General features: G+C 72.4%; 18 protein-coding genes and 1 pseudogene. 8 read left to right on the forward strand and 11 right to left on the reverse strand.

The features are described 5' to 3' along the window. The first annotated feature begins 124 nt into the window (after positions 1-124). Both V6U88_RS25670 and V6U88_RS25675 read left to right on the forward strand, forming a co-directional pair. On the forward strand, positions 125-652 hold the full coding sequence (locus tag V6U88_RS25670; RefSeq protein WP_334456809.1) for a sigma-70 family RNA polymerase sigma factor: 528 nt from the start codon (positions 125-127) through the stop codon (positions 650-652). Between the two features lie 135 nt (positions 653-787). Then, positions 788-3,652 (forward strand): AfsR/SARP family transcriptional regulator, encoded by a 2,865-nt coding sequence (locus V6U88_RS25675; protein WP_334456811.1) that lies wholly within the window; start codon positions 788-790, stop codon positions 3,650-3,652. Between the two features lie 42 nt (positions 3,653-3,694). Here V6U88_RS25675 and V6U88_RS25680 read toward each other — a convergent pair whose 3' ends face one another. The 3 genes from V6U88_RS25680 to V6U88_RS25690 all read right to left on the reverse strand — a co-directional run bounded on the left by V6U88_RS25680 (position 3,695) and on the right by V6U88_RS25690 (position 8,736). After that, on the reverse strand, positions 3,695-7,042 hold the full coding sequence (locus V6U88_RS25680) for a S8 family serine peptidase (RefSeq protein ID WP_334456813.1): 3,348 nt from the start codon (positions 7,040-7,042) through the stop codon (positions 3,695-3,697). A 136-nt stretch (positions 7,043-7,178) separates the two neighbouring features. Continuing rightward, positions 7,179-8,324, reverse strand: coding sequence for an RNA polymerase sigma factor (locus tag V6U88_RS25685; protein WP_334456816.1), 1,146 nt, complete (start codon positions 8,322-8,324; stop codon positions 7,179-7,181). Between the two features lie 4 nt (positions 8,325-8,328). After that, a complete protein-coding gene (locus V6U88_RS25690; RefSeq protein ID WP_334456818.1) occupies positions 8,329-8,736 on the reverse strand; it encodes a YciI family protein in 408 nt (135 codons plus the stop codon). 579 nt (positions 8,737-9,315) lie between these two features. Here V6U88_RS25690 and V6U88_RS25695 point away from each other — a divergent pair. From V6U88_RS25695 to V6U88_RS25705, 3 genes and pseudogenes are all read left to right on the forward strand, one after another. Beyond that, positions 9,316-10,065 carry an SDR family oxidoreductase gene (locus V6U88_RS25695; RefSeq protein WP_334456820.1) on the forward strand — a complete coding sequence of 250 codons (750 nt, stop codon included), beginning with the start codon at positions 9,316-9,318 and terminating at the stop codon, positions 10,063-10,065. A gap of 38 nt (positions 10,066-10,103) precedes the next feature. Then, a pseudogene (locus V6U88_RS25700) lies at positions 10,104-10,430 on the forward strand (alcohol dehydrogenase catalytic domain-containing protein); the annotation flags it as partial. Between the two features lie 364 nt (positions 10,431-10,794). After that, positions 10,795-11,094 (forward strand): zinc-binding dehydrogenase, encoded by a 300-nt coding sequence (locus tag V6U88_RS25705; RefSeq protein ID WP_334456823.1) that lies wholly within the window; start codon positions 10,795-10,797, stop codon positions 11,092-11,094. 94 nt (positions 11,095-11,188) lie between these two features. Here the strand turns inward: V6U88_RS25705 and V6U88_RS25710 are convergent, their stop codons facing one another. Next, positions 11,189-11,530, reverse strand: a complete 342-nt coding sequence (locus V6U88_RS25710; protein WP_334456826.1) for an ArsR/SmtB family transcription factor — start codon at positions 11,528-11,530, stop codon at positions 11,189-11,191. 173 nt (positions 11,531-11,703) lie between these two features. Here V6U88_RS25710 and V6U88_RS25715 point away from each other — a divergent pair, with 173 nt between their 5' ends. From V6U88_RS25715 to V6U88_RS25725, 3 genes are all read left to right on the forward strand, one after another. Beyond that, a complete protein-coding gene (locus V6U88_RS25715; RefSeq protein WP_334456830.1) occupies positions 11,704-12,702 on the forward strand; it encodes a hypothetical protein in 999 nt (332 codons plus the stop codon). A 127-nt stretch (positions 12,703-12,829) separates the two neighbouring features. Continuing rightward, complete coding sequence (locus tag V6U88_RS25720; RefSeq protein WP_334456832.1) at positions 12,830-13,357, forward strand: HAD domain-containing protein; 528 nt, start codon at positions 12,830-12,832, stop codon at positions 13,355-13,357. A 172-nt stretch (positions 13,358-13,529) separates the two neighbouring features. After that, a complete protein-coding gene (locus V6U88_RS25725; protein ID WP_334456835.1) occupies positions 13,530-13,727 on the forward strand; it encodes a hypothetical protein in 198 nt (65 codons plus the stop codon). A 166-nt stretch (positions 13,728-13,893) separates the two neighbouring features. On the opposite strand, the gene V6U88_RS25730 is transcribed toward V6U88_RS25725, so the two are convergent. The 7 genes from V6U88_RS25730 to V6U88_RS25760 form a co-directional block, all read right to left on the reverse strand. Then, positions 13,894-15,117 (reverse strand): epoxide hydrolase family protein, encoded by a 1,224-nt coding sequence (locus tag V6U88_RS25730; RefSeq protein ID WP_334456837.1) that lies wholly within the window; start codon positions 15,115-15,117, stop codon positions 13,894-13,896. A gap of 64 nt (positions 15,118-15,181) precedes the next feature. Further along, the gene (gene msrA / locus V6U88_RS25735) at positions 15,182-15,700 is read right to left on the reverse strand and encodes a peptide-methionine (S)-S-oxide reductase MsrA (protein ID WP_334456838.1); all 519 of its coding nucleotides are present in this window, start codon (positions 15,698-15,700) and stop codon (positions 15,182-15,184) included. Positions 15,701-15,775: 75 nt separating this feature from the next. After that, positions 15,776-16,519, reverse strand: a complete 744-nt coding sequence (locus V6U88_RS25740) for a DUF1223 domain-containing protein (RefSeq protein WP_334456840.1) — start codon at positions 16,517-16,519, stop codon at positions 15,776-15,778. Positions 16,520-16,900: 381 nt separating this feature from the next. Continuing rightward, positions 16,901-17,629, reverse strand: a complete 729-nt coding sequence (locus tag V6U88_RS25745; protein ID WP_334456841.1) for a cellulose binding domain-containing protein — start codon at positions 17,627-17,629, stop codon at positions 16,901-16,903. A 56-nt stretch (positions 17,630-17,685) separates the two neighbouring features. Then, complete coding sequence (locus tag V6U88_RS25750) at positions 17,686-18,066, reverse strand: DUF742 domain-containing protein (protein ID WP_334456843.1); 381 nt, start codon at positions 18,064-18,066, stop codon at positions 17,686-17,688. 42 nt (positions 18,067-18,108) lie between these two features. After that, positions 18,109-20,652, reverse strand: coding sequence for a helix-turn-helix transcriptional regulator (locus V6U88_RS25755; protein WP_334456845.1), 2,544 nt, complete (start codon positions 20,650-20,652; stop codon positions 18,109-18,111). A gap of 5 nt (positions 20,653-20,657) precedes the next feature. Further along, the gene (locus V6U88_RS25760; RefSeq protein WP_334456847.1) at positions 20,658-21,926 is read right to left on the reverse strand and encodes an Hsp70 family protein; all 1,269 of its coding nucleotides are present in this window, start codon (positions 21,924-21,926) and stop codon (positions 20,658-20,660) included. Positions 21,927-21,962 lie beyond the last annotated feature (36 nt).

Here is a 21,962-nt window from a genome sequence, read left to right on the forward strand (position 1 = left end):
TCACGTCCGTGAGCGATTGCGATCGGCGACGGCACTCGATCCGCACTTACGCGTCAGTCCATTCGCATCGGCCGTCCCTAGGCTCGGGCCTCATTCACCGTTGCTCCTGGCTGTGGGGGGAAAGATGGTGCTCGGGGTACTCGACGAATCACCGGCCGGCCGGGCCGAGCGCATGACCGCGCTGCATGCGGAGCACGGCCGTGCCGTGCTGCGTCTCCTGCTCGTGCTGACCCACGGCCAGCGGCAGACCGCCGAGGATCTGCTCCAGGAGACGATGTTGCGGACCTGGCGGCACCTCGACTCGGTGCCGGCCGAGCCCGATGCCGCCCGACGGTGGCTCTTCACCGTCGCCCGGCGACTCGTCATCGACGGCGTCCGGCTGCGGCGGGGCCGCCCGGCCGAGGTCCACCTCGTCGACATGACCTGGATTCCCGCCGGCGACGACACCACCGGCACCGCGCTGGCGTCGCACGCCATCCGGCACGCGCTCGGCCGGCTGAGCCCGGCGCAGCGCAGTCTGCTCTCCGAGGTCTACCTGGTCGGGCGGTCACCGGAAGAGGTCGCGGGCCGGCTGGGCGTGCCGATCGGCACGGTGAAGTCCCGGACCCACTATGCGTTGCGGGCCCTGCGCACCGGCCTTGAGGCCGCCTGAGCAGGCAATACGCCGCCGACCGGCGATCCGGCCGCTGAGTCGAAGCTCACATTGCGGCGGCGCGTCCGTCGCGCGGCGCGGGCCCTGACATGCTATGGCGATCGTGGCACCCAGCCGTACTTGGATCGCATCAGGATGACCAGCCCGCTCTCTTTCGCCGTTCTCGGCCCGGTGCGGGCCTGGCGCGGCCAGTCCGAGATCGACCTGGGCACCCGGCAGCAGCGGCTGATCCTGGCGTTGCTGCTCGCCCGAGCCGGCGGCGCGGTCAGCGTCGCCGAACTCGTCGACCTGCTCTGGGAGTGCGACCCCCCACCCAGCGCGGTCAACGTGGTGCACCGGCACGTCGGGATGCTCCGGCGGCGCTTCGAGCCGGGCCTGCCGACGCGGGCTGCGGGCTCGGTGCTGATCCGCGACGGCGCCGAGTACCGGCTGCGGATCGAGGGGGAGTCGCTCGACCTGCTGCGGTTCCGGCGCCTGGTCGCCCAGGCCGGTCGCAGCTCCGGCGAGCCGGCCGTCCAGCTCTACCGGGAGGCGTTGGCGCTGTGGCGCGACCGGTGCGCCTCGGGCCTGCAGACCGGTGGCCGGGCCCATCCGGAGTTCGTCGCGGTCGACGGCGAGCGGTTCGCGGCCGTCCGGGCGGCGACCGATGCCGCCCTGCGGGCCGGGTGCGTCCACGTGGTGCTGCCCGCGATCCGGCTGGCCGCCGAATACGAGCCGCTGGACGAGGCGCTGCAGGCGCGGCTGCTGCTCGCGCTCGCCGCGGACGGCCGGCGGGCCGAGGCCCTCGCGGCGTACGCCGACATCGAGCACCGCCTCGCCGACGAGCTCGGCATCCAGCCGGGCCGCGACCTGCGCGCGGCCCGGGACAGCCTGCTCGACCACGACGCCCCGGCCGACGGCTCCAGGTCGCGGCGCGGCGTCGGACCGGCCTTCATTCGGACCGGAGCGCCGCCTGGCGGCGCGGAGGCCGAATCATGGCCGCCAGCCGAGCTGGAGTTGTCGCCGCCGACCCGGGCCGAGCCGCCGGCGCAGTTGCCGGCCGACCACCCCCACTTCACCGGCCGCCGCAGCGTCCTGGCCGCCGCGGAGGAGCTGCTGGCCGGAGACCGGCGGACCAGCGCGCTGGTCATCGACGGAATGCCCGGCGTCGGGAAGAGCACCCTCGCGGTGCACCTGGCCCACCAGCTGGCCGCCTGCTACCCCGATGGGCAGTTGCACGCGGACCTGCGCGGTTTCGACGCCGGCGACTCGGTGATGACCCCGGCGGAGGCGCTGCGCGGCTTCCTGTGGTCCCTCGGCGTCGCGCCGGCCGCGATCCCGGCCGAGCTGCACGCCCAGGCCGGCCTCTACCGCAGCATCCTGGCCGAGCGGCGGATGCTGATCCTGCTCGACAACTGCCGCGACTGGGAGCAGATCCGGCACCTGCTGCCCGGCACCGGCGGCAGTCTCGTCATCGCCACCACCCGCCGCCGGATCACCGGCGTGGCCGGCCAGGCGGGCGCCCACCCGCTGCACCTCGACCTGCTGACCCACGACGAGGCTCGCGAGCTGCTCACCCGCCGGCTCGGCGACGCTGCGGCCGCCGACCCGGCCGCCGTCGACGAGATCATCGCGCGCTGTGGCCGGCTGCCGCTGGCCCTGGCGCTGGTCGCCACCCGCAGCGTCGGCCGGCCCGGGCTCAGCCTGCCCGCGGTCGCCGGCGAGCTGGCCGAGGCCGACGGCCGGCTGACCGGCTTCGGGGACACCCACGCCGACCTGGAGGCGATCTTCTCCTGGTCCTACCAGGCACTGACTCCCGAGGCAGCCCGGCTCTTCCGGCTGCTGCCCCTGCACCCGGCCGGGGAGCTGAGCGCGGAAGCGGTCGCCGCCCTGGGCGGTCTGTCCCTGCGCTCCGCTCGCGGCCTGCTCGCCGAGCTCGGGTCGCAGATGCTGGTCCAACCCGGCAACGGTCGATGGCGGATGCACGATCTGCTGCGCGCCTACGCCGTGGAGCTGGGGGAGGAGCACGACGACGCGGCCGAGCGGGACGCTGCCATCGAGCGGGTCTACGACTACTACCAGCTCAGTGCGTACGCGGCGCACCTGCCCTTGCAGCCGCAGGTGCCGCTGCCGGAGCCGGAGCCGTCCGCGCGCGGGGTCACCGGGCGCCGCTTCACCGGCCGGGCCGACGCGATGGCCTGGTTCGCCGCCGAGCAGCGGGTGCTGACCGCCATCGTCGCGCGGGCCAAGGAGCGCGGCCGGCCCCGCACGGCCTGGCAGATCGCGCTGACCCTGCAGAACTTCTTCCAGGACACCGCGCAGTTCCGGCAGTGGGCGGCAACGATGAGCACCGGCCTCGCCGCGACCGGGGACGACCCCGCCGCCCAGGCCCTGCTGCACCGCAGCCTCGCCGGCGCCTGCTACTTCCTGGCCGATCTGGACCGCGGGCTGTCGCACCTGCAGCACGCCCGGGCACTGTTCGAGCGGCTCGGCCGGCGCAACGAGCAGGGCCATGTGGAGAACAACATCGCCGAGATCCGGCTGGAACAGCGGCGCTACCACGAGGCGATCCGGCATGCCGAGGCCGCGCGGGCGCTCTTTCGCGCCGAGGGGAATGTGCGGGGCGCCACCAACGCCCTGCTGGTCATCGCGCGGGCGCAGGGCTGGCTCGGCCGGCACGCCGAGGCGCTGGGCATGTTCGTCGAGGCGCGGCGGCAGTTCGAGGCCCTCGGCGACCTGCACGGGACGGGCACCACTCAGGCCTGGCTGGCGCACACGTACTCGATGATCGACGACCTGCCGCACGCGATGGCCACCTGGCAGCAGGCGATCGACATCTTCCGCGACGCCCGGGCCACCCATCACACCGCGGAAGTGCTGGTCTCCATCGGCGACTTCCACTCCGCCAACGGCGACCCGGCCCTGGCCGGGCAGGCGTGGAGCGAGGCCCTCGCCGAACTCGACGGGACGGACTCGCCGATGGCCCGGCGGATCCGCGACCGGCTGCTCTGGCACCGGTGACCCGGACGCGGCGCCGGTGGGCGCCGCGTCCGGGGCTCATCCTCAGTACCGGTAGGCGCGGATGACGGTCTGCTTGACCGTGTTACCGCTGGTGTCCGTCGCGGCCGCCCGCAGCGAGACGAAGCCGGTGCCGGCCGGGTTGCGCACCCAGGCGACCGCCTTCTCGCCGTTGCGCCGCACGGTCAGCTGCTGCCAGGTCTTGCCGTCGTCGAAGGACGCCTCGACGGTCAGGGCCGTGGTCCGGCCCGGCGCCGCCCCGACCTGACGGTCGAGCGAGACCGGGATCCGGAACAGCCGGCCGGCCGGCGCCCGGTTGTGGATGTCCAGCTCCGGGGTGTACCGGACCGCCGTCATCGGCAGCTTCACCAGTTCGCCGTCGGCCACGTGCGCGGACTTGAAGGTCCACTCCGCGTCGAGCACCGTCGAGAGGGTGAACTCCGGGTCGCTGCGGTAGGTCGCGGTCAGCCGGTAGTCACCTTCCTCCGCAGGCACCTGCCACAGCGAGCGGGCCTCGGTCTTGTCGCCGAGGTTGACCCCGTTGCGGTAGAGGCTCACCTGCACGCTGCCGTTGCGCTCGTGCCGGATGCCCATGTGGCCGCTGCCGTCGCCGTGCAGCGGACCCGGCCCACCAATTGTGTCACCCCAGTAGCGGGTGGCGTACTGCTGGCCGAAGTTCGGCTCGGGGAAGACCGGCCCGACCACCCCGTTGGCCCACTTCACGTCGTACGTGCGCCCGGGCTGGAAGCTGGTCCATGCCGACTCGTAGTACGTGTACCGCTGCTGGTACGAGGTCGACTGCCACACCGCCTGCTTGTCCTGGTGGTAGTACTCGGTGATGGTGTTCGGCACGTCGTAGGTGAAGGCCGGCTGGAGATCGTGCCCGGCCCGGTAGACCGGCGAGTTGCCGGGCGCGTGCGCGACCGCGGTCCGCGACACCGGCACGCCGGCCACGTCCGCGCTGATCCGGGAGCGGACCGTGGCGAAGTCACCCGCGCGCAGCTTGCGGGTCAGCCCGGTCATCATCTTCTTCGGCTCGTAGAGGTAGACCCGGTAGGCGTACGGGCTGTTGTGCAGGGTGCCGTCCTCGGTCGCCTGGCCCCACATGCCGTGGACGTAGGAGACGAAGCCGGGGGTCTCGCCGGCCCCGATCTGCGCGGTCCGCAGGTGCTCGAAGGGGACGCCCATCACCGCGCCGTACGGGTCGTCGCTGCCCCAGATCTGCGGCTGCTCGGTCCGGATCGTCCAGCCGAACTCCTGGTGGACGGCGGTGGCCTTCGCGTTCGGCACCGACACCGCGATCGGCTTCGCCAGGCGGGCGTCCATGGTGAGCGCCTGGTCCGTGGTCAGGTCCAGGCTCGGGCGCACCATCGAAGTGATGTGGTTGAGGGACTCGCCGGTGAACAGGTAGGTCTGCACCAGGTAGCGGCCCGCCCGGACCCGGTACGTGCTGGCCTTGGGGTCGTTGAGCACCAGGATGGTCTGCCGGTCCAGGTCGGTCAGGACGGTCACCCAGCCCTGCTCGGCCGTCGGCGCACCGCCGTCCGGCCCGACGAGCTTGAGGGTCAACCTGCTGCGGGCGATGTCGAGCGCGACCGGGGTCTGCACCTGCGCGCCGCCGCCGGTGGCGGTCACCGTACCGCCGAAGTAGCGCTCGGGCAGGCCGGCGCCGGACTGCACGTTGACGGTCACGGTGGCCGTGCCGCCGGCCGGGACCGTCACGGAGGAGGCGCTGAGGCTGAACAGGCCGGCCGGCGCCGGGCCGCCCTCGGCGTCCCTGGCATCGAGGGAGACAGCCAGGGTGACGGCGGAGGAGCCGCTGTTCGCGTACGTGATCGTGCGCTGCTGCGCAGTGGCGGTCCGCTCGAAGGCGACGCTGACCGGGCTCGCCGTGACGCTCTGCTGGATCGCCCGGGCGACGTCGAGGAAGCCCGCGCCCTGCTCGTAGACACCGATGGTGGCGCTCGGCTGCGCGGCCGCCATCAGCGTGGACTTGATTCGCTCAGGCGACCAGTCCGGGTGCTGCTGGGCCAGGATCGCCGCCGCACCGGCCACGTGCGGAGCCGCCATCGAAGTGCCGTCCATGCTGGCGTACTGCGGGTTCTCGACCGGCCACAGCTGGGAGGCCGAGCTGCGGGCGGCGACGATGCCGACGCCGGGGGCGGTGATGTCCGGCTTGATGCCGGCGTCGCCCACGCGCGGACCCCGGCTGGAGAACTCGGCCAGCTCGCCCGTCTTGCTCACGGCGCCCACGGTCAGCGCCTCGTCCACGTTGCCGGGCGAGCCGATCGTGGACTCGCCGGCCAGGCCCTCGTTGCCCGCCGAGACGACGAAGAGCACGCCGTAGCGAGAGGTGAGGTCGGTCAGGGCCGCCTCGATCGGGTCGGCTCCCGGGCTGTCCGGGCCGCCGAGGCTCATGTTGACGACCTTGACGCCCTGCTCCGCCGCCCAGGTCATGCCGGCCAGGATCGCCGACTCCGGACAGCCCTCCCGCATGCAGACCTTGGCGCTGTAGAGGGTCGCCCCGGGCGCCACGCCCTTGTGACGGCCCTGCGACGCGGCCCCGCTGCCGGCGATGGTGGAGGCGACGTGGGTGCCGTGGCCGACCCGGTCGAGGGCGTCCGGCTCGGCGGTGAAGTTCTCCGCGGCGGCGACGTGGCCGGCCAGGTCGGGGTGGGTCTGGTCGACGCCGGTGTCGATCACGCCGACCTTCACCCCCGTGCCCGTCCAGCCGGCCTCCCAAGCCTTCGGCGCGCCGGTCAGCGGGACGCTGACGTCGAGGGTGGGGTGGCGCAGCCCGTCCAGCCAGATCTTGTCGAACCCGGCCCGCAGCTGCCGCTCCCTGCCGTTCGAGGCGGAGGTGAGGTTGTTCCAGAAGGACACCGCGTCCTTGCGGCTCTCCGCGACAGCGCTCGCCCCGGAGAACCTGCGGGTGGTCCGGGCGCCGGCGAGGTTGGCGGGGGCGGCGCTGCTGTGCTGGACGATGAGCGGCAGGGTGGACCGGGTGTCGTCGTAGCCGAAGTCGACCAGCGTCGAGATGTCGAAGAGCCGCTCGTCGAGCTTGCCCCGGTTGAGCAGGCCGACGGCGTCGGCGGGGATGACCCGCACGTCCTCGCCGGCGCTGTGGGTGAGGAACGGGATCCGTTCCCGTCCCTTGCCCGGCACGACGTCGACCGCGGTCTGGCCATTCACGGTGCTGACGTGGACGGTGTCGCCGGTGAGCAGAGTGACCGTCCGGGGCTTGGCCGCGACCGGGGGTGTGGTCGCGACCGGGGGTGTGGTCGCCGGCTGCGCGGCCCGGGGCTCCGCCGACGCCGGCACACCGCCCGGAGCCACCGCCGAGACGCCCAGCACCAGCAGTGCCAGCGCCGATATCTTGCGAACTGAACGCATCATTCTCCCTGGATGAACGCGAGACGTATCCGAGTGCTCCGGACGTGACCGGCGGGTGAAAGTTCATCCGGTGTGACCTGTGTCACTCTCGCCGCAGGGTCGCGCCAAGCGCTGCCGCAACTCTGAGCGCGACCGGTCAGCGACAGCGGCGGGCGTTGAGCCGGGCGGCCTGGCGTGTCAGGTGGTCGCGCTCGGCGAGGTTGGTGGCCTTGCGGGCCGCCTCGGCGTACCGCCGGGCCGCCGTCGCCAGGTCGCCGTCGCGTTCGTGCAGGTACGCCGCCACCGCCGCGTGGCGGGGGAGCGAGTCGTCCAGCGCGGCGAGCGCCGCCAGCCCGGCGCGCGGTCCGTCGGCCATGCCGACGGCCACCGCGCGGTTGAGCCGGACGACCGGGCTGTCGGTCAGGCGCGTGAGTTCGTCGTACCACTCGACGATCTGCACCCAGTCGGTCTCCTCGGCGGTGGGCGCGTCGGCGTGCAGTGCCGCGATGGCGGCCTGGGCCTGGAACTCGCCCAGCCGGTCGCGGGCCAGGGCCGCCTGCAGGATCTCGACGCCTTCGGCGATCGAAGCGGTGTCCCATCGGCGGCGGTCCTGCTCGGCGAGCGGCACCAGGCTGCCGTCGGGCGCGGTCCGGGTGACGCGGCGGGCGTGGTGCAGCAGCATGAGGGCGAGCAGCCCCGCCACCTCGGGGTGGTCGATCGCGGCCGCGAGCTGCCGGGTGAGCCGGATGGCCTCGGCGGCCAGGTCGACGTCGCCGGAGTAGCCCTCGTTGAAGACCAGATAGAGCACGCGCAGCACGGTGGCGACGTCGCCGGGCTGGTCGAAACGCACGTCGGAGACGGTCCGCTTTGCCCGGCTGATGCGCTGCGCCATGGTCGCCTCGGGCACCAGGTAGGCCTGGGCGATCTGGCGGGTGGTCAGCCCGCCGACGGCGCGCAGCGTGAGCGCGACCGCGGACGACGGCGTCAGCGACGGGTGGGCGCACAGGAAATAGAGCTGAAGCGTGTCGTCCACCGCGGGCGCGGGCCCGGGTGCCGGCTCCTCGTCGACGAGGTCCTCACGCCGACGGCGGGCGGCGTCGGCCCGGGTCGCGTCGAGGAACCGGCGCCAGGCCACGGTGACCAGCCAGCCCTTCGCATCCCGCGGCGGGTCGGCCGGCCAGGCGCGCAGCGCCTCCACCAGCGCGTCCTGCACGGCATCCTCGGCCGCCGCGAAGTCGGCTCCGCGGCGGACGAGGATGCCGAGCACGGTCGGCGAGAGGCTCCGCAGGAGGGCCTCGTCCATCAGGTCACTCCGTGATGGTGGGCGGCGCGGTCAGGAACGGGCGCAGCTCGAGCCACTCGTGGATCGGCTTCCCGCCCGCCCCGGGGGCGGCCGACAGCTCCCCGGCAAGCTCGACGGCGCGTTCGTAGCTGTCGACGTCGATCACCATCCAGCCGGCGATGAGGTCCTTGGTCTCGGCGAACGGGCCGTCGGTGACCGGCGGGCGCCCCTCGCCGTCGTACCGGACGAACGTCCCCTCGGGGGCGAGCGCCTGACCGTCGACGAACTCGCCGGTCCCCTCGAGCCGGGTCGCGAAGTCGCTCATGTACTGCATGTGCGCCGAGATCTCCTCCGGCGTCCACTGGTCCATCGGCACGTCGTTGACCGCAGCCGGAGCGCCGCGGTAGTGCTTGAGCAGCAGGTACTTCGCCATCGTGCTTCTCCTCGATGCGGGTGCGACCCATTCTGGTCACGTTCACCCCGGGGACGGAGCCGGCCACCGGTTCTCGACATCGCCGTCAGAAGTTTTTTTGGGTTCGTAGAAGATCCTTGGCAGTAATCCCCCGGGGTCATCCCGGCGCCGGCCGCCGTGCTCGACCTCGTCGGTGCCGGCCTCGGGGTCTCGGCCGTCCCTATATGGTTGCCCGTCCAGCTCGATGGCCTGGGTGCCGATCACGTCCGGGCCGACCGCGACTGTGCCGAAGGACGTGTTGCGAGCCACGAGGAAGCTGGGTCTACGCCCGCCCCATCGGCATCCTGATTCGCGCCACGCGCCACTTCGACCGCCCCTAGGCTGTGCGTCAGGGCGAGGCCGTCAACCACCGCGGGGTCATCGCGTCGAGCCCGCTTGGCAAGCGGCTGCGCTCGGGCGGGCCGTCCGGCCCGACACCGCACGACCACCCATCGAGGCGCTCGCCGCGCGAGCCGATCACGTAGTCGTCAGGTACGGCGATCCCGCATCCGGTTGTCACGTCCGCTGCGCCTCGCCCAGGATCTGAGACAGGAGCACACCATGCGGGTGGCAGTCGCCGGCGCATCCGGCAACATCGGGTCCCACACCATGGCGGCCCTGCAACGCCACGGGCACGACCCGGTACCGATCAGCCGGTCGCACGGCGTCGACCTGCTGACCGGCCGGGGACTGGACGAGGCCCTGAGCGGCGTCGACGCCGTCGTCGACGCGACCAGCGCGCCACCCACCGACCGCGAGGCCACGGTGACGTACTTCGCCACCACCACGCAGAACCTGCTCAAAGCAGAGCAGCAGGCGGGTGTGCGACACCACGTGTTGCTCTCGATCGTCGAGGTACACCGCATCGCGGGAACCGCCCACTATTCGGGCAAGCGCGAGCAGGAGCGCCTGGTGTCCACCGGACCGGTGCCGTGGACCATCGTGCCGGCCACCCAGTTTTTCGACTTCGGCGCGACGGTGGCCACCTGGACCGAACGCGACGGCACCGCCTACCTCGCGCCACTGCTCGTCCAGCCGATCGCGCCGGCTGACGTCGGCGAATTCCTGACGGAAGCCGCAGTCGGCCCACCGCAGGGACGCCATCCCGATGTGGCCGGCCCCGATCGTCACGACCTCGTGGACATGGCGCGCCGGACCCACCAGGCGATGGGGCGGGTCATGAAGATCGTCCCCACGTGGGAGGCGATCCTCGGCGCGGACATGGCGGGCAATGTGCTCCTGCCGGGACCGGACGCCCGGATCGGACCGACGACCTTCGACGACTGGCTCGCCGGCCAGAAGGCGGAGTGAGTACGGCAAGGTTGAGGTGACAGGCGGGGTGGAAATTGATGCGCGCTGCGGTGCTTCGAGAGTTCGGTACACCGCTGAGGGGCGAACAGATCGACCAACCCGTCGGCGGTGCCGGTCAGGTGCTCGTGCGTGTCGTCGCCAGCGGGGTCAATCCGCTCGACACGAAGATTCAAGCTGGAAAAGCCCCGCACGCGCGGGTCGAACCGCCGGCCGTGCTCGGTCTGGACCTCGCCGGCGTGGTCGCCGCGCTCGGCCCGGGCGTGACCGGCTTCGAGCCGGGCGATGAGGTGTACGGGCTCACCGGCGGGGTGGGCGACCTGCAGGGCTCCCTGGCCGAGTACGCCGCCGTGGACGCCCGCCTGCTGGCGCGCAAGCCGCGGATGCTGTCGATGCGCGAGGCCGCCGCGCTGCCGCTGGCCGTGATCACCTCTTGGGAGGGGCTGATCGACCGGGCCGGGGTCCGCGCCGGGCAGAAGGTACTGATCCACGGCGGTGCCGGCGGCGTCGGCCACGTCGGCGTCCAACTCGCCCTGGCCCGCGGCGCCGAGGTGTACGCGACGGGCGCGCCGGCGAGCATGGGCGTCATCGAGAGCCTCGGCGCGGTGCCGATCGACTACACCTCGACCAGCGTCGAGGAGTACGTCGGCAGGTACACCGCCGGTGAAGGCTTCGACATCATCGCCGACAACGTGGGTGGTGGGTGCGACACTCGACGCCTCGTTCGCTGCTGTGCGTACCTATCAGGGGCACGTCGTCAGCGCGCTGGGTTGGGGGTCGCACTCACTCGCGCCGCTGTCGTTCCGTGGTGCGACGTACTCCGGGGTGTTCACCCTGCTGCCGATGCTGACCGGGCGCGGTCGTGAGCACCATGGCGAAATCCTGCGCGAGGCCGCGACCCTGGCCGACGCCGGCGCGCTGCGCCCACGACTGGACTCACGGCGATTCACGCTCGACACCGTCATGGACGCCCACGCGCTGGTTGCCGGCGCCACCAGTGACGGCAAGGTCGTCGTTGACGTCGATGGCTGAGCAAGGTTGCAGATCAACGCCAGGCGGCGTGCCATCCGGAAGCACGGATAATCCTGCCGGCGCTCGTTGACGGCGCGGTCCTCGACGGCGCCGGTCAGCGGGTCCTCTTCGTCGCCCGCTTGCGGGGCGGCGTCAACAGCTCGGCTATCGCCGCGATCGCGGACGGCACCAGGCGGTAGTACGCCCAGACGCCGCGCTTCTCGCGCTCGAGCAGGCCGGCGTCGGTGAGGATCCGAAGGTGATGACTTACCGTGGGCTGGGAGAGACCAAGCGGTGCGGTGAGGTCGGTGACGGACGCCTCGCCCTCCGGAGCGGACTGGATCAGACTGAGCAGTCGCAGTCGGGCCGGGTCGGCGAACGCCTTCAGCACTCCCGCGAGCCGCTCGGCATCGGCACGCTTGATCGGCTCGCCGGCAAGCGGCGAAATGGCAGGCATGGCAGTTCTCGCAGTTCCCACGTCTTGCATCGTTCCACCCACACCATCGATAGGTCGGCGGAATCGGGACCAGTACCCGATCGCAATCGTGAGGCCCGGTTGCCGCGCTCCGGCTGGTCGTGACCGATCGTCGGGCAGGGCACCGTTCTGGATCGCTCGCCTAGAGTCAGCCGATGTACTTCGTGTGCCGGTGGCGGGAGGAATCGCCGTTCGGCAAGCGGGTGGTCACCGTGCCCGACGCGACCGTGCTCGATTGGTTCCGCCGTGGCTGGGACCACGATGACCCGGACGCCTGGATCGACGGCGAGTTGGGCGGCTCTGTCTACGGCCTGGACTCGATCTTTGAGGAGGTCCGGAAGCGGAACCTGCCCCGGCCGGAGACCGTTGACGAACTGCGCGAGCTGCTGGACCAGTACCTCTGGGTGGAGGGTGACGACGAGGGCACCTTCATCCGGCTCGGCGAGCACGCCCTGCGGGTGCGTACCGACGACGACGAGGTGGACCTGGCCTACTACTTCGTCGACGACGAGGCCGCCACCGCCTCGCCCGACCGGCTTGCGTTCCTGCTGCACGACACCTGGCCGCTGCCCGCCGACGCCGCCGCGCCCGGCGCGGCCTTCAGCCATGGCGTACCGGTCCGTCCCGTCCGGCTGGCCCCGCCCGGGCCGGAGTCCGTGTTCTCGGTCCGGTTGTGCTGGCAGTCGCCGGATCTTGACCGAAATCTGGACCTTGCCGGAGCCGTGGTCTTCCCCGGCCTGACCCTCCCGGACCTCGCCGCCGCCCTGCGCGGCGTCGACGACCCCGCTGACCACCACTGGCCGCACGACGCCCGGCTGCTTCGGGCCCTGAACGCCCCAGGAAAGGAGGACGTCGGCGCGGCGCTGGACCGCTACGCCAGGTTGCCCGGGTACGACCCGTCGCCGGCCGGCATCGACCGGGTGCTCGCGCATGACGCGATCCACCGCGAGGTGCTGGAGCTGCTACGCCCGCAGCGGCCCGCCGAGTCCCTGACTCGGCTCGACGCGCACATCGCGCAAGCAGCTCGGTACATCGACGATTTCTTCGGGTTCGACCAGTGGTTCCTCTTCGACACCCGGTGGGCCGCAGCCCACCCTGACCTGGCCCGCTCGCTGTTGCGCTACGCGGCCGACTGGGACCCGTTCGAGACATAGCAGCGGGATCACTTCGCCGGCACTCCTGAGGCGCCCTGGCCGTCTCATGGGCGACATGTGCGTTCCCGGGCTTGCTGTGGAGAGGCAGGGCACCCGGCGGCCTTCGGACTGGCGATACCGTTCTGCGGTGGGTCCCCGCGTTGGTCAACGACCGCTGATCTTCCTCGACGTGGATGGCGTGCTCATTCCGTTCGGGAACCGGTGGACGAGGAGGGATCGCCCTTCGACCGAGGCGGCCGCGGACGCATTCGGCGGTGGGGGCAATCCTCTCCTGGATCGGCTCGACCCGGCTGACGGACGACGCCTGCTGGCGTTGGAGTGCCAGCTGGTCTGGGCAACGACCTGGATGGCGGAGGCGAACGAGGTCATTTCGCCACGGCTCGGCCTGCCGGCGCTTCCCGTCGTGGAGTGGCCGGAGTCCGACGAGGAGCCGGAGCGCGGTCTGCATTGGAAGACGGTGGTTCTTACCCGGTGGGCGGCGGGTCGTCCCTTCGTCTGGCTCGACGATGAGACAAGCGACGCTGACCGGCGCTGGGTGGCGGTGCACCACCCGCAGCCGGCGCTGCTGCACCCTGTCGACTCGGGCGAGGGACTGACCGAGGCAACCTTCTCCGCCGTGCGCCAATGGCTGGGCCGATGTAACGACGGCGCTTGATCAGCGGCACGCCCCATGCCGTACGGCGCGAAGCGGGCCATGGCCGGTCGAGGTGCCGCTTCGACGTATGGCTGCGCGCCGCGGACCTCGGAAGCCTCCTGGACGAGGCGGTCTTCATCTGGCCAAGCCCGGGCCGGTCAACCGACAGCGACGCTGACAGTAGCCTTGCTGCGTGATCTTCTTCGATCAGGATGAGGCCGGTCCTGAGGAGCCGTCGTCACGCCAGGGCTGGCAGTACGTGGCGAAGAACGGCGGCGTCTTCGCGGTGATGGTGGCGATGACGGTCGCCGGGCTGCTGACGCTCGCGACCCTCATGGTGTATTCGCGCGTCATCATGGGCTGGGCGCTCGCGTTGTGGTTCGCTCCGTAGCCTGAGGGCAGGTCGCCGCGAGCTGCTGACGGTCTTCCAGCAGCCGCCGGGCGGCCCGACCAGGGCACGCGGCTACGGCTACGGCTGGTGCGTCGGCTCGGCGGGGCCGAGTGGCTGGGCTTCCGAGCCACCCGGCCCCGCAACTGCGCCCATGTGCAGACCTCAGTCAGCGAACCGACCGGAAGGCGGTGCGAAGCTCCTCGGTGAGAAGTTTCGGCTGTTCCCAGGCGGCGAAGTGCCCGCCCTTGTCGAGCTTGTTGTAGTGGATGAGATTGGGATACGCCTGCTCCGCCCAACTCCTCGGGGCCTGGTACATCTCATTCGGGAAGACGCTCACGGCAGCCGGGACGGAGACGCCCTTGGCGGCGAAGAAGGCGAGTTTGTTCTCCCAGTAGATGCGAGCCGCGGAAACGCCCGTGTTCGTCAGCCAGAAGAGCGTGATGTTGTCGAGGACGTCGTCCCGCGTGAGGCCGACGGATTTCCCGGCGAAGGCCTGGCAGATCAGGTCCAGGCTGGCCGCGTCATGGTCGATCATGTAGCTCGCCAGGGCGATGGGTGAATCCGCGAAACCGGTCAGCGTCTCCGCGCGCGTCCCCATCATGAGGGCGTAGGCGGAGTGCTTCCAGAAGAAGTCGAGCTGCTCGCACGTTCGCCTCTCCTCGTCGGAGAGGTTGGACGGCAGCGAGTCGAGCGGGTTGTTCGCTCCGCTGATGCCGGACTGCAGCAGCGCATCGATGTCGGGCGGAACCACACCCGGCATGTTGGTGTGAATGCCGCGCAGTTCCGGAGGCGCCTGCAGACCGATGAGGTCCGTGATGAGCGCGCCCCAGTCGCCGCCCTGCGCCACGAACCGGTCGTAGCCGAGGCGCCTCATCAGCTCGATCCACGCACTGGCAACGTGCTCGGGGCCCCAGCCGGGCTTGCTCGGCTTGCCGGAGAAGCCGAAGCCGGGCATCGACGGGATCACCAGGTGGAAGGCGTCCGACGCGTCCCCGCCGTGCGCCGTCGGATCGCTGAGCGGACCGACGATCTTCAGCTGCTCGATGACCGACCCCGGCCACCCGTGCGTGACGATGAGCGGCAGCGCGTCCTCGTGTTTCGAGCGGACGTGGATGAAGTGGATGTCGAGACCGTCGATCTCGGTGACGAAGTTCGGCAGGGCGTTCAGCCGCGCCTCGACCTTGCGCCAGTCGTACTCCTTCTCCCAATAGCGCGCGAGCGCCTGGCTCGTCTCGAGCGGCACGCCCTGCGACTGGTCGTCGACGGTCTGCTTCTCGGGCCAGCGCGTGACCGCGATACGCGCACGCAGCGCCTCGAGGTCAGCCTCCGGGATCTCTACCTTGAACGGCCGGATGTCCGTGCCGGTACGGGTCAGCGTCTTGACGGCCACGTGGGGCCTCCCTTTCGTTCGAGTTCCTCGGAAATTCAGCGAAGGCTCTCTGCCCCGGCTGCGACTAGGCGGCGTTCTCTCCCCGGCGGGGGAGCTTCCAGTCCGGCCGGGGGAAGTGGCAGGTGTATCCGCCGGGATTGCGTTCCAGGTAGTCCTGGTGCTCCGGTTCGGCCTCCCAGAACGGGCCGGCGGGGCTGACCTCGGTGACCACCTTGCCGGGCCACAGCCCGGAGGCGTCGACGTCGGCGATGGTGTCCTCGGCGACCTGCCGCTGCTGCTCGTCCGTGTAGAAGATGGCCGACCGGTAGCTGACTCCCACGTCGTTTCCCTGACGGTTCTTCGTGGTCGGGTCGTGGATCTGGAAGAAGAACTCGAGGAGATCCCGGTAGGACACCGTGTCGGGGTCGTAGGCGATCTCGATCGCCTCGGCGTGCGATCCATGGTTGTAGTACGTCGCGTTCGGCACGTCCCCGCCGGTGTATCCCACCCTGGTGGCGAGCACGCCTGGGCGTTTGCGGATGAGATCCTGCATCCCCCAGAAGCAGCCGCCGGCCAGAATCGCCTTCTCGGTCTTGTCGGTCATCGCTCCGCTCCCGTCAGGTACTCGGACATGGGTCGATGGTCAGGACGTGCGCGCGGAACCCCTTGATGACGAGGGTCAGCCGCTCGTCGACCCGGGACGCGTCGCCGCGGCGCCGACGATGGTCTTGTCGCCGTCGTTCTGCACGTAGCCGACCACCGAGGCGTTTCTCGGATCGAGGTCCGGCGGCACCGCGAGTTCCACCCGCCCCCGCCCCAGGTCGAGCTTCGCGGACGTGAAGGCGCGGACCACGCCGTCCTGCCGCAGCCTTCGCCCGGCGTTCTCTCCCCGGGGAACGTCGTTCTCCAGGCCGGTCTCGACGACCGCCACGTTCAGCACCGCCTGCTCCGGCGGTCGCTCGACCTGATAGTCGACGACCACCCGGCGCCCGTCTCCCGTACCCTCGACGACGTCCTCGACCGACAGCGTGAGCGACGTGGCGACTGCTTCGCTGAGGGCGCGCTTGATCGCTGATGACGCCTGCCGGCGGTCGGAGCCGACGAACTCGACGGTGCCGTTGACGACCATCTGCGGCGTGTACAACCCTCCGGCGCCGAAGGCGCGCGCGTAGGCCTCCTGCCGCAGGGTGTGCGCCGGGTCGCCGTACGGGTCGGTCCAGCCCAGGTGGTCCCAGTAGTCGACGTGGAAGCCGAGGGCGTAGACGGCCTGCCCCCGTTGGCGGGCGTCGCGATCGATCTCGGAGAGCACCTCCTCCGCCGGAGGGCAGCTGTTGCAGCCCTGGGAGGTGAACATCTCCACGACGGCGAAGCCACCACCCGTCGGGTGCCCACTACCCGACTCTGTGCGCGATGTGTCCGCCATGGCGCCGCCTCCCTCGGTCAGTCCTGCTGGCGGCACTGGCCTTCCCGCTACGACCGGGACCATGCCGACCTGCCGACCTGCCGGCCCGCCGCCCTCATCCGCCCGCGCGTTGACGGTCAGGGCTGCCGGAGTCTGCGGTTCCACCAGCCGGGTCGCCGGTGGGCCAGGTCCCTCAGCCGCCAGTGCTCGGCGTGCTGCGCCACGATGAGCACCGGTACCCCTCCGAGCGTCAGCAGCGGAAGCCGGCGTGGCGCGTAACCTGCCGGAATTCCGCAGCGGCAAGGTCCCGTCCGGCCCCGGTCGCGGTACCCCCGCCCCACAGACCTACACGCTCCGCCGTGAGCCGGGAAACGGCACGGCGGCACAGATCGGGCGGGTGTCTCAGTCGGGCAGGCCGGTGCAGGCGGCTCCGTTGATGGTGCAGGCCGTGGGGGTCGAGCTGATCGCCGCGCCACTGACCCGGAAGGTGACCCGGACGAAGCCGCCGGGCGGCACCTCCGTGGTCGTCTCATCCGGTACGAAGGTCCACCTCGCCCCCTCCTGCGTGGCCCGGGCGCCGGTGACCGAGGAGATCTGGAGGGTTTCCCGAGGCAGGGTGATGACCAGGGTCCAGTTCGTCGCCCTCGCCCGACCGGCGTTGCTGATGGTCACCCCGGCGCCGTAGCTGAGCAGGGCGCGATCCTCGATGACGAAGGCGGCGGTCAACGCGACCGGGGTGTTCGGCGTCGGTGACGGCGCGTCCGGAGACGGCGGGGTGACCCGCACGGCCGAAGGGTCGACCAACGGGGTCGTCGTCCGCGCCGTTCCCGGCGCGTTGGAGGCGGCCGGTCTGGCCTGGCCTGGCCTGGCTTCCGCGGAGCCGGTCGGCAGCGGCATGTCGGCCGGTGGGAGGGCCACGGGGGCCAGCCGTTCCGGCGTCCGCAGGATCATGACGACGGGGACCGCTGCCGCGACCAGGACCGCCAGCGACGCGACGATGAGGACCGGGGTGTGCCGGGACAGGCCGCGAAGCCTGGTGACGGCGTGCCGACAGTGTCCCGCCAGGGCCACGATCCGATCGAGCACGATGATCGGCACAGTCCGCCGTTGCTGGGGCGGTGATGACGGCATGTGCTCTGTCTCCTCAGATCCTTCGCCGTAGGTGGGTCTCGGCCTATCCTCGCCGATCACAACTCCTGAAGCCCGGTGAGCATCGCCCGGAGCAGCTCCGGAGACGGCAGCTCGGACAGCGCCGGCGACACGTGCGTCTCGATCAGCCCGGCCTGCAGCAGCTCGCCGAGCAGCACCCGAACGGTACCCAGTGGCAGGTCCAGGTGCGCGCCGACCTCCGCCACCGACAGTGGACGCCGGCACAGCTCGACGATCTGCGCCTGCTCGGGAAAGAGCGGCGTGGCCGGGGGAGCCGCAACCCGGGCCACGAGCACCGTGATCAGGTCGAGCTGCGGGCGGTCGGCCGCGTCGTCCGGGCGCGTCAGCGCGTACGGCCGCACCAACGGCCCGGCGTCCTCGTCGTACCACCTCTCGTCAGGGTCGCCGGTGCTCCGCACCCGTGCCTCCCCTCGCGGCGAGCTGGTGGCGGCCGGCCAGGGTCACGAGGCGGGCCGCTCGGGCCAGCGGGCCGGGTTGCGCGACCCGCCGGCCAGGACCGTCCGCAGCAGGGCCAGCAGCTCCGTTCGGTTGGCACAGTTGAGTCGGGACCGCATCCGCGCGACGTGGTGCTCCACCGTCTTGGCGGAGATGAAGAGCCGGTCGCCGATCTCCCGGTAGGTCAACCCGGCCAGGACCAGCTCGGCCACCTCCCGCTCCCGGTCGCTGAGCCGGTGCGGTGCCGGGCTGGCGACGGCGTCGGCGGAGCCCGGCCGCTGCCCGCCCTTCGCCCCCGCCGGTCGGCCCTGGAGCATCCGGGCGCAGTCCAGCAGCGTGGTCATCGCCCGCCGGTCGGAGGTGCGGATCGCGGCCTGCCCGGCGAGCCGGGCGCCGTCCCAGCACAGCCCGGCGTCGTGCAGCCCGCGGGCGGCGGCCTCCACCCGAACCGGGTCGACCGTACCGCGCAGCACCTCGACCCAGCTGGTCGCGGCTGCGGCGACCACGGCCGCGTACCGGTTGTGGTGCGCGGCGGCGAGCAGGGCGGCCACGTGCTCGTCGGCGGCCGTCGGCTCCTCGGCGAGGATCGCCGCGTGCAGCCCGCTCCAGTGCAGCGGCGTGCTCCACAGCGGCGGGTCGCCGAGCCGGGCCAGCAGCAGTCGCGCCTCCCGCAGGTACGGCTCCAGCCGGCTCAGGTCACCCAGCCGGGCTCCGGCAATGGCCAGCTCGCCCAGGGGCAGCAGCGTGAACAGGTCCACCGGGTGCCGCACCACGGCCTCCAGCGCATGCCCCCATCCGCGCTGGAGCGCGCCGAGGTCGCTGTTGCGCCGGGCGATGCCCATCTCGAGCGCGCAGGCGAAGAGCAGGTCCCGCGATTCGAGCGGCCGGCCGGCGCCGGTCACCGCGGCGAGGTGTTCGGCCGCGATGTCGGTACGGCCCCGGACCAGGGCGATCCAGGCCTGCAACAACCGGTGCCGGCGGGCCATCAGCGGTCCGCCGGTCCCGCTGGTCGCGGCCCGGTCGAGCACCCGCTCGGCGATGTCCAGCTCGCCGCAGTGCACCCCGGTCAGGGCGGCGAGCGCCGCCGGGCTGTCCGGCAGGAGCACCGCCCGCCCGGCCGGCTCCAGCAGCGCCGCCGCCTGCACGAGGGTGGAGAGTGCGGCGGTGGGTGGCCCGGCGATGCTGTCCCGGATCCCGTCGGCCATCAGCCGGGCGGCGCTGGCGTGCAGGGTGGGGGGTTCACTCGGCAGGTCGACCCCGGTCGTCGCCGGCACGTCGGCGGGGCGGCCGGCGGCGAGCGCGCCGACGACGGCGAAGGACTCCGCCGAGGCCGTGCCGGACCACCGGTACAGCTCGACGCTGCGATCGATCTGACCGCGGTGCGCCAGCGCCGTCGCGGCGACCGCCGCCGCCTCCGCCCGGTCGGCCGGGGCGGCGGTGGCGAGCTGCCGGTCCGCCAGCCGCAGGGCGGTGTCCAGGTCCCCGGCGAGGGCCGCGGCGGCGGCCTGCCGGACGGCGGTGGGCCGCCCGGCGGCCGTGGCCGCCGCGAACAGCTGTGCCGCCAGGGCGGGCTCACCGGCCAGCGCCTCCTCGGCCGCGGCCTCCAGGGTCGGCGCCGGACAGTCGCCGGCCACTCCGGCCGCCAGCAACGAGCGGACCAGCGGGAGCACCGGCCCACCTCGGGCGAGCTGCAGTTCGGTGAGCCCCCGCGACACCGCGGCGCGGTCGGTGGCCGGGCTCAGCGCGGTCACCGCCCGCCGCACGATCGGCGCGAGCCGGCCGTCCGCGCCGAGCAGGCCGGCCGCTCTGGTGGCGGCGATCAGCTCGTCCACCTCGCCCGGCTCCCGCCCGAGCAGCGCCCGGAGCAGGTCCACCGGCAGGGGTACGCCGGCGGAGACGGCGAGCAGTAGTCGCCGGACGTCGGGTGCCAGGTCCTCCAGGTCCGGTCCGAACTGGAGGATGACCTGCCGGGGCGGCTCGGTCGGGACCGGGCTCTCCTGCCCGCGCAGGCCCCGGACCAGTCGCTCGACGTCCCGGGGGACACCGGCGGTCTGCTGGTGCACGAACTCGACCAGGTCGGGCCGCCGGCCGATCTCCGGTACGGCGGCGAGGTAGGCGGCGGTCCGCTCCCGGGTGAACGGGGTGAGCAGGACCAGTTGCCCGTCGCGGCGGAACGTGTCGGCCAGCTCGACCAGCGCCGCCGGCCGGGGCCACGGCCGGTACCCGACGGCGAGGCGGTGCCGGCGGGTGGCCACCAGGGCGCGCAGCGCCCGGAGCCGGGCGTCGTCGAGCAGGTGGGCGTCGTCGACCACCAGCACGGCGTCCGGGCCGACGGTGTCGGGCTGGTCGGGAGCACCCTCCAGCACGGTGATCCCGGCTCGCCGGTAGACCCGGGCCAGCTCCTGGAGGTACGCGCTCCGGCCGTGACCGCCCGGGCCCGTCACGGCGAGCGCGAGCGGCGTGTCCGGGTCCGCCGCGACCGCGTCGAGCAGGGCCTGTGGCCCCCGGTCCAGCACCAGGCGGGATTCGGCGACGCTGCTCATGATCATGGTGGTCATCCTTCGCGTCCCCGCCGCATCAGCGCCAGACGGGACGCCCTCGGCAGTTCCAGCGGGGTGATCCGGACCGGGGGGCGCGGTGGTGGTTCGGTCCGGAGCGCGCGGTCGTGGTGGGGTCCACGTCGGGCCGGGACGCCCGGCGCGGTGGCGCGTCCGGTGTCGCCGGCCGGGGCGGGCTCAGGGTCCGGCTCCGGCCGCCGAAGCCGCGGCGACACGACCTGGCAGGCGGCCAGCGCCGCGCCGGTGGCGGCGGTCAGCTGCGGATCGGGCTCCACCTCCACCGGCACCGGGAAGGCCGCCGCGAGCAGTTCGGCGACCAGCGGGATACGGCTGGAGCCACCGCTGAGCAGGACGCCGTCGAGCTGCGCCGGCAGCAGCCCGGCGGAGTGGACGGTACGGGTCAGCAGGTCGACGGTTGCCTGCACGGCAGGTCGGATCATGTCCTCGAACCGCACCCGGCTCACCGGCACCCGCACCGGTCCGGTGGACAGGGTCAGCAGCACGTCGGTCTCCGTGCCGACGCTCAGTTCCCGCTTGGCCCGCTCGCACTCCGGCAGTCCGCGCAGCGTGGCCTGGGTCTGCCGGGGCCCGGCCGCGGCGAGCTCCCGGGCGAGCACGGTACGCACGTGGTCGGCCAGCGCCTCGTCGAAGTCGGCGCCGCCGATCCAGTCCAGCCCCTGCGGGAAGCCGAAGGTCTCGTACGTGCCCCGTGGGGTGCGGCGGACCAGGGCGGCCTCGAAGGTGTTGCCGCCGAGGGCGTAGACGGCCGCGGTGCTGCCCGGGAAGCCCCGCGCCGCGTGGCTCTCGGCCACCGTGACCGTGCGGGGCAGCAGCGTCACGTTGCTCAGCCCGAACTGCCGCAGCGCGCGGTGCAGCAGGTCCCGCCGGTGCCGACCCCAGCCGGCGGGGTGGCTGAGCACCACCGCCTCCGCGGGCTCGCCCTCCCGGTCGAGGACCTGTTCCACCACCCACGCCGTCAGCATCGCCGTCAGCAGCTGCGGCGGGCACGCCTCTCCGCCGAGCACCAGGGGTACGTCGTCGCCGACCCGGCGGACGAACCCGCGGGCGATCCGGCTCCCGTCCCCGTCGGCGGGCTCACCGACCACCAGCTTCCCGTCCGTGGCCAGATGCAGCACCGACGGTACGGTGACCGACCCGCCGTCCCACGCGACCGCCTCGGGTCGCGCCCAGGTCGCACCCCGCCGCCGGGCCACGCTGGCCATGGTGTTGGTGCTCCCGATGTCGATCCCCAGGACGTACGGCATTCGCATTCTTCCTTACCGCGAGTTGGCCGGCCGATG

This window comes from Micromonospora sp. CPCC 205739, assembly GCF_036906795.1.
Lineage (GTDB): Bacteria > Actinomycetota > Actinomycetes > Mycobacteriales > Micromonosporaceae > Micromonospora.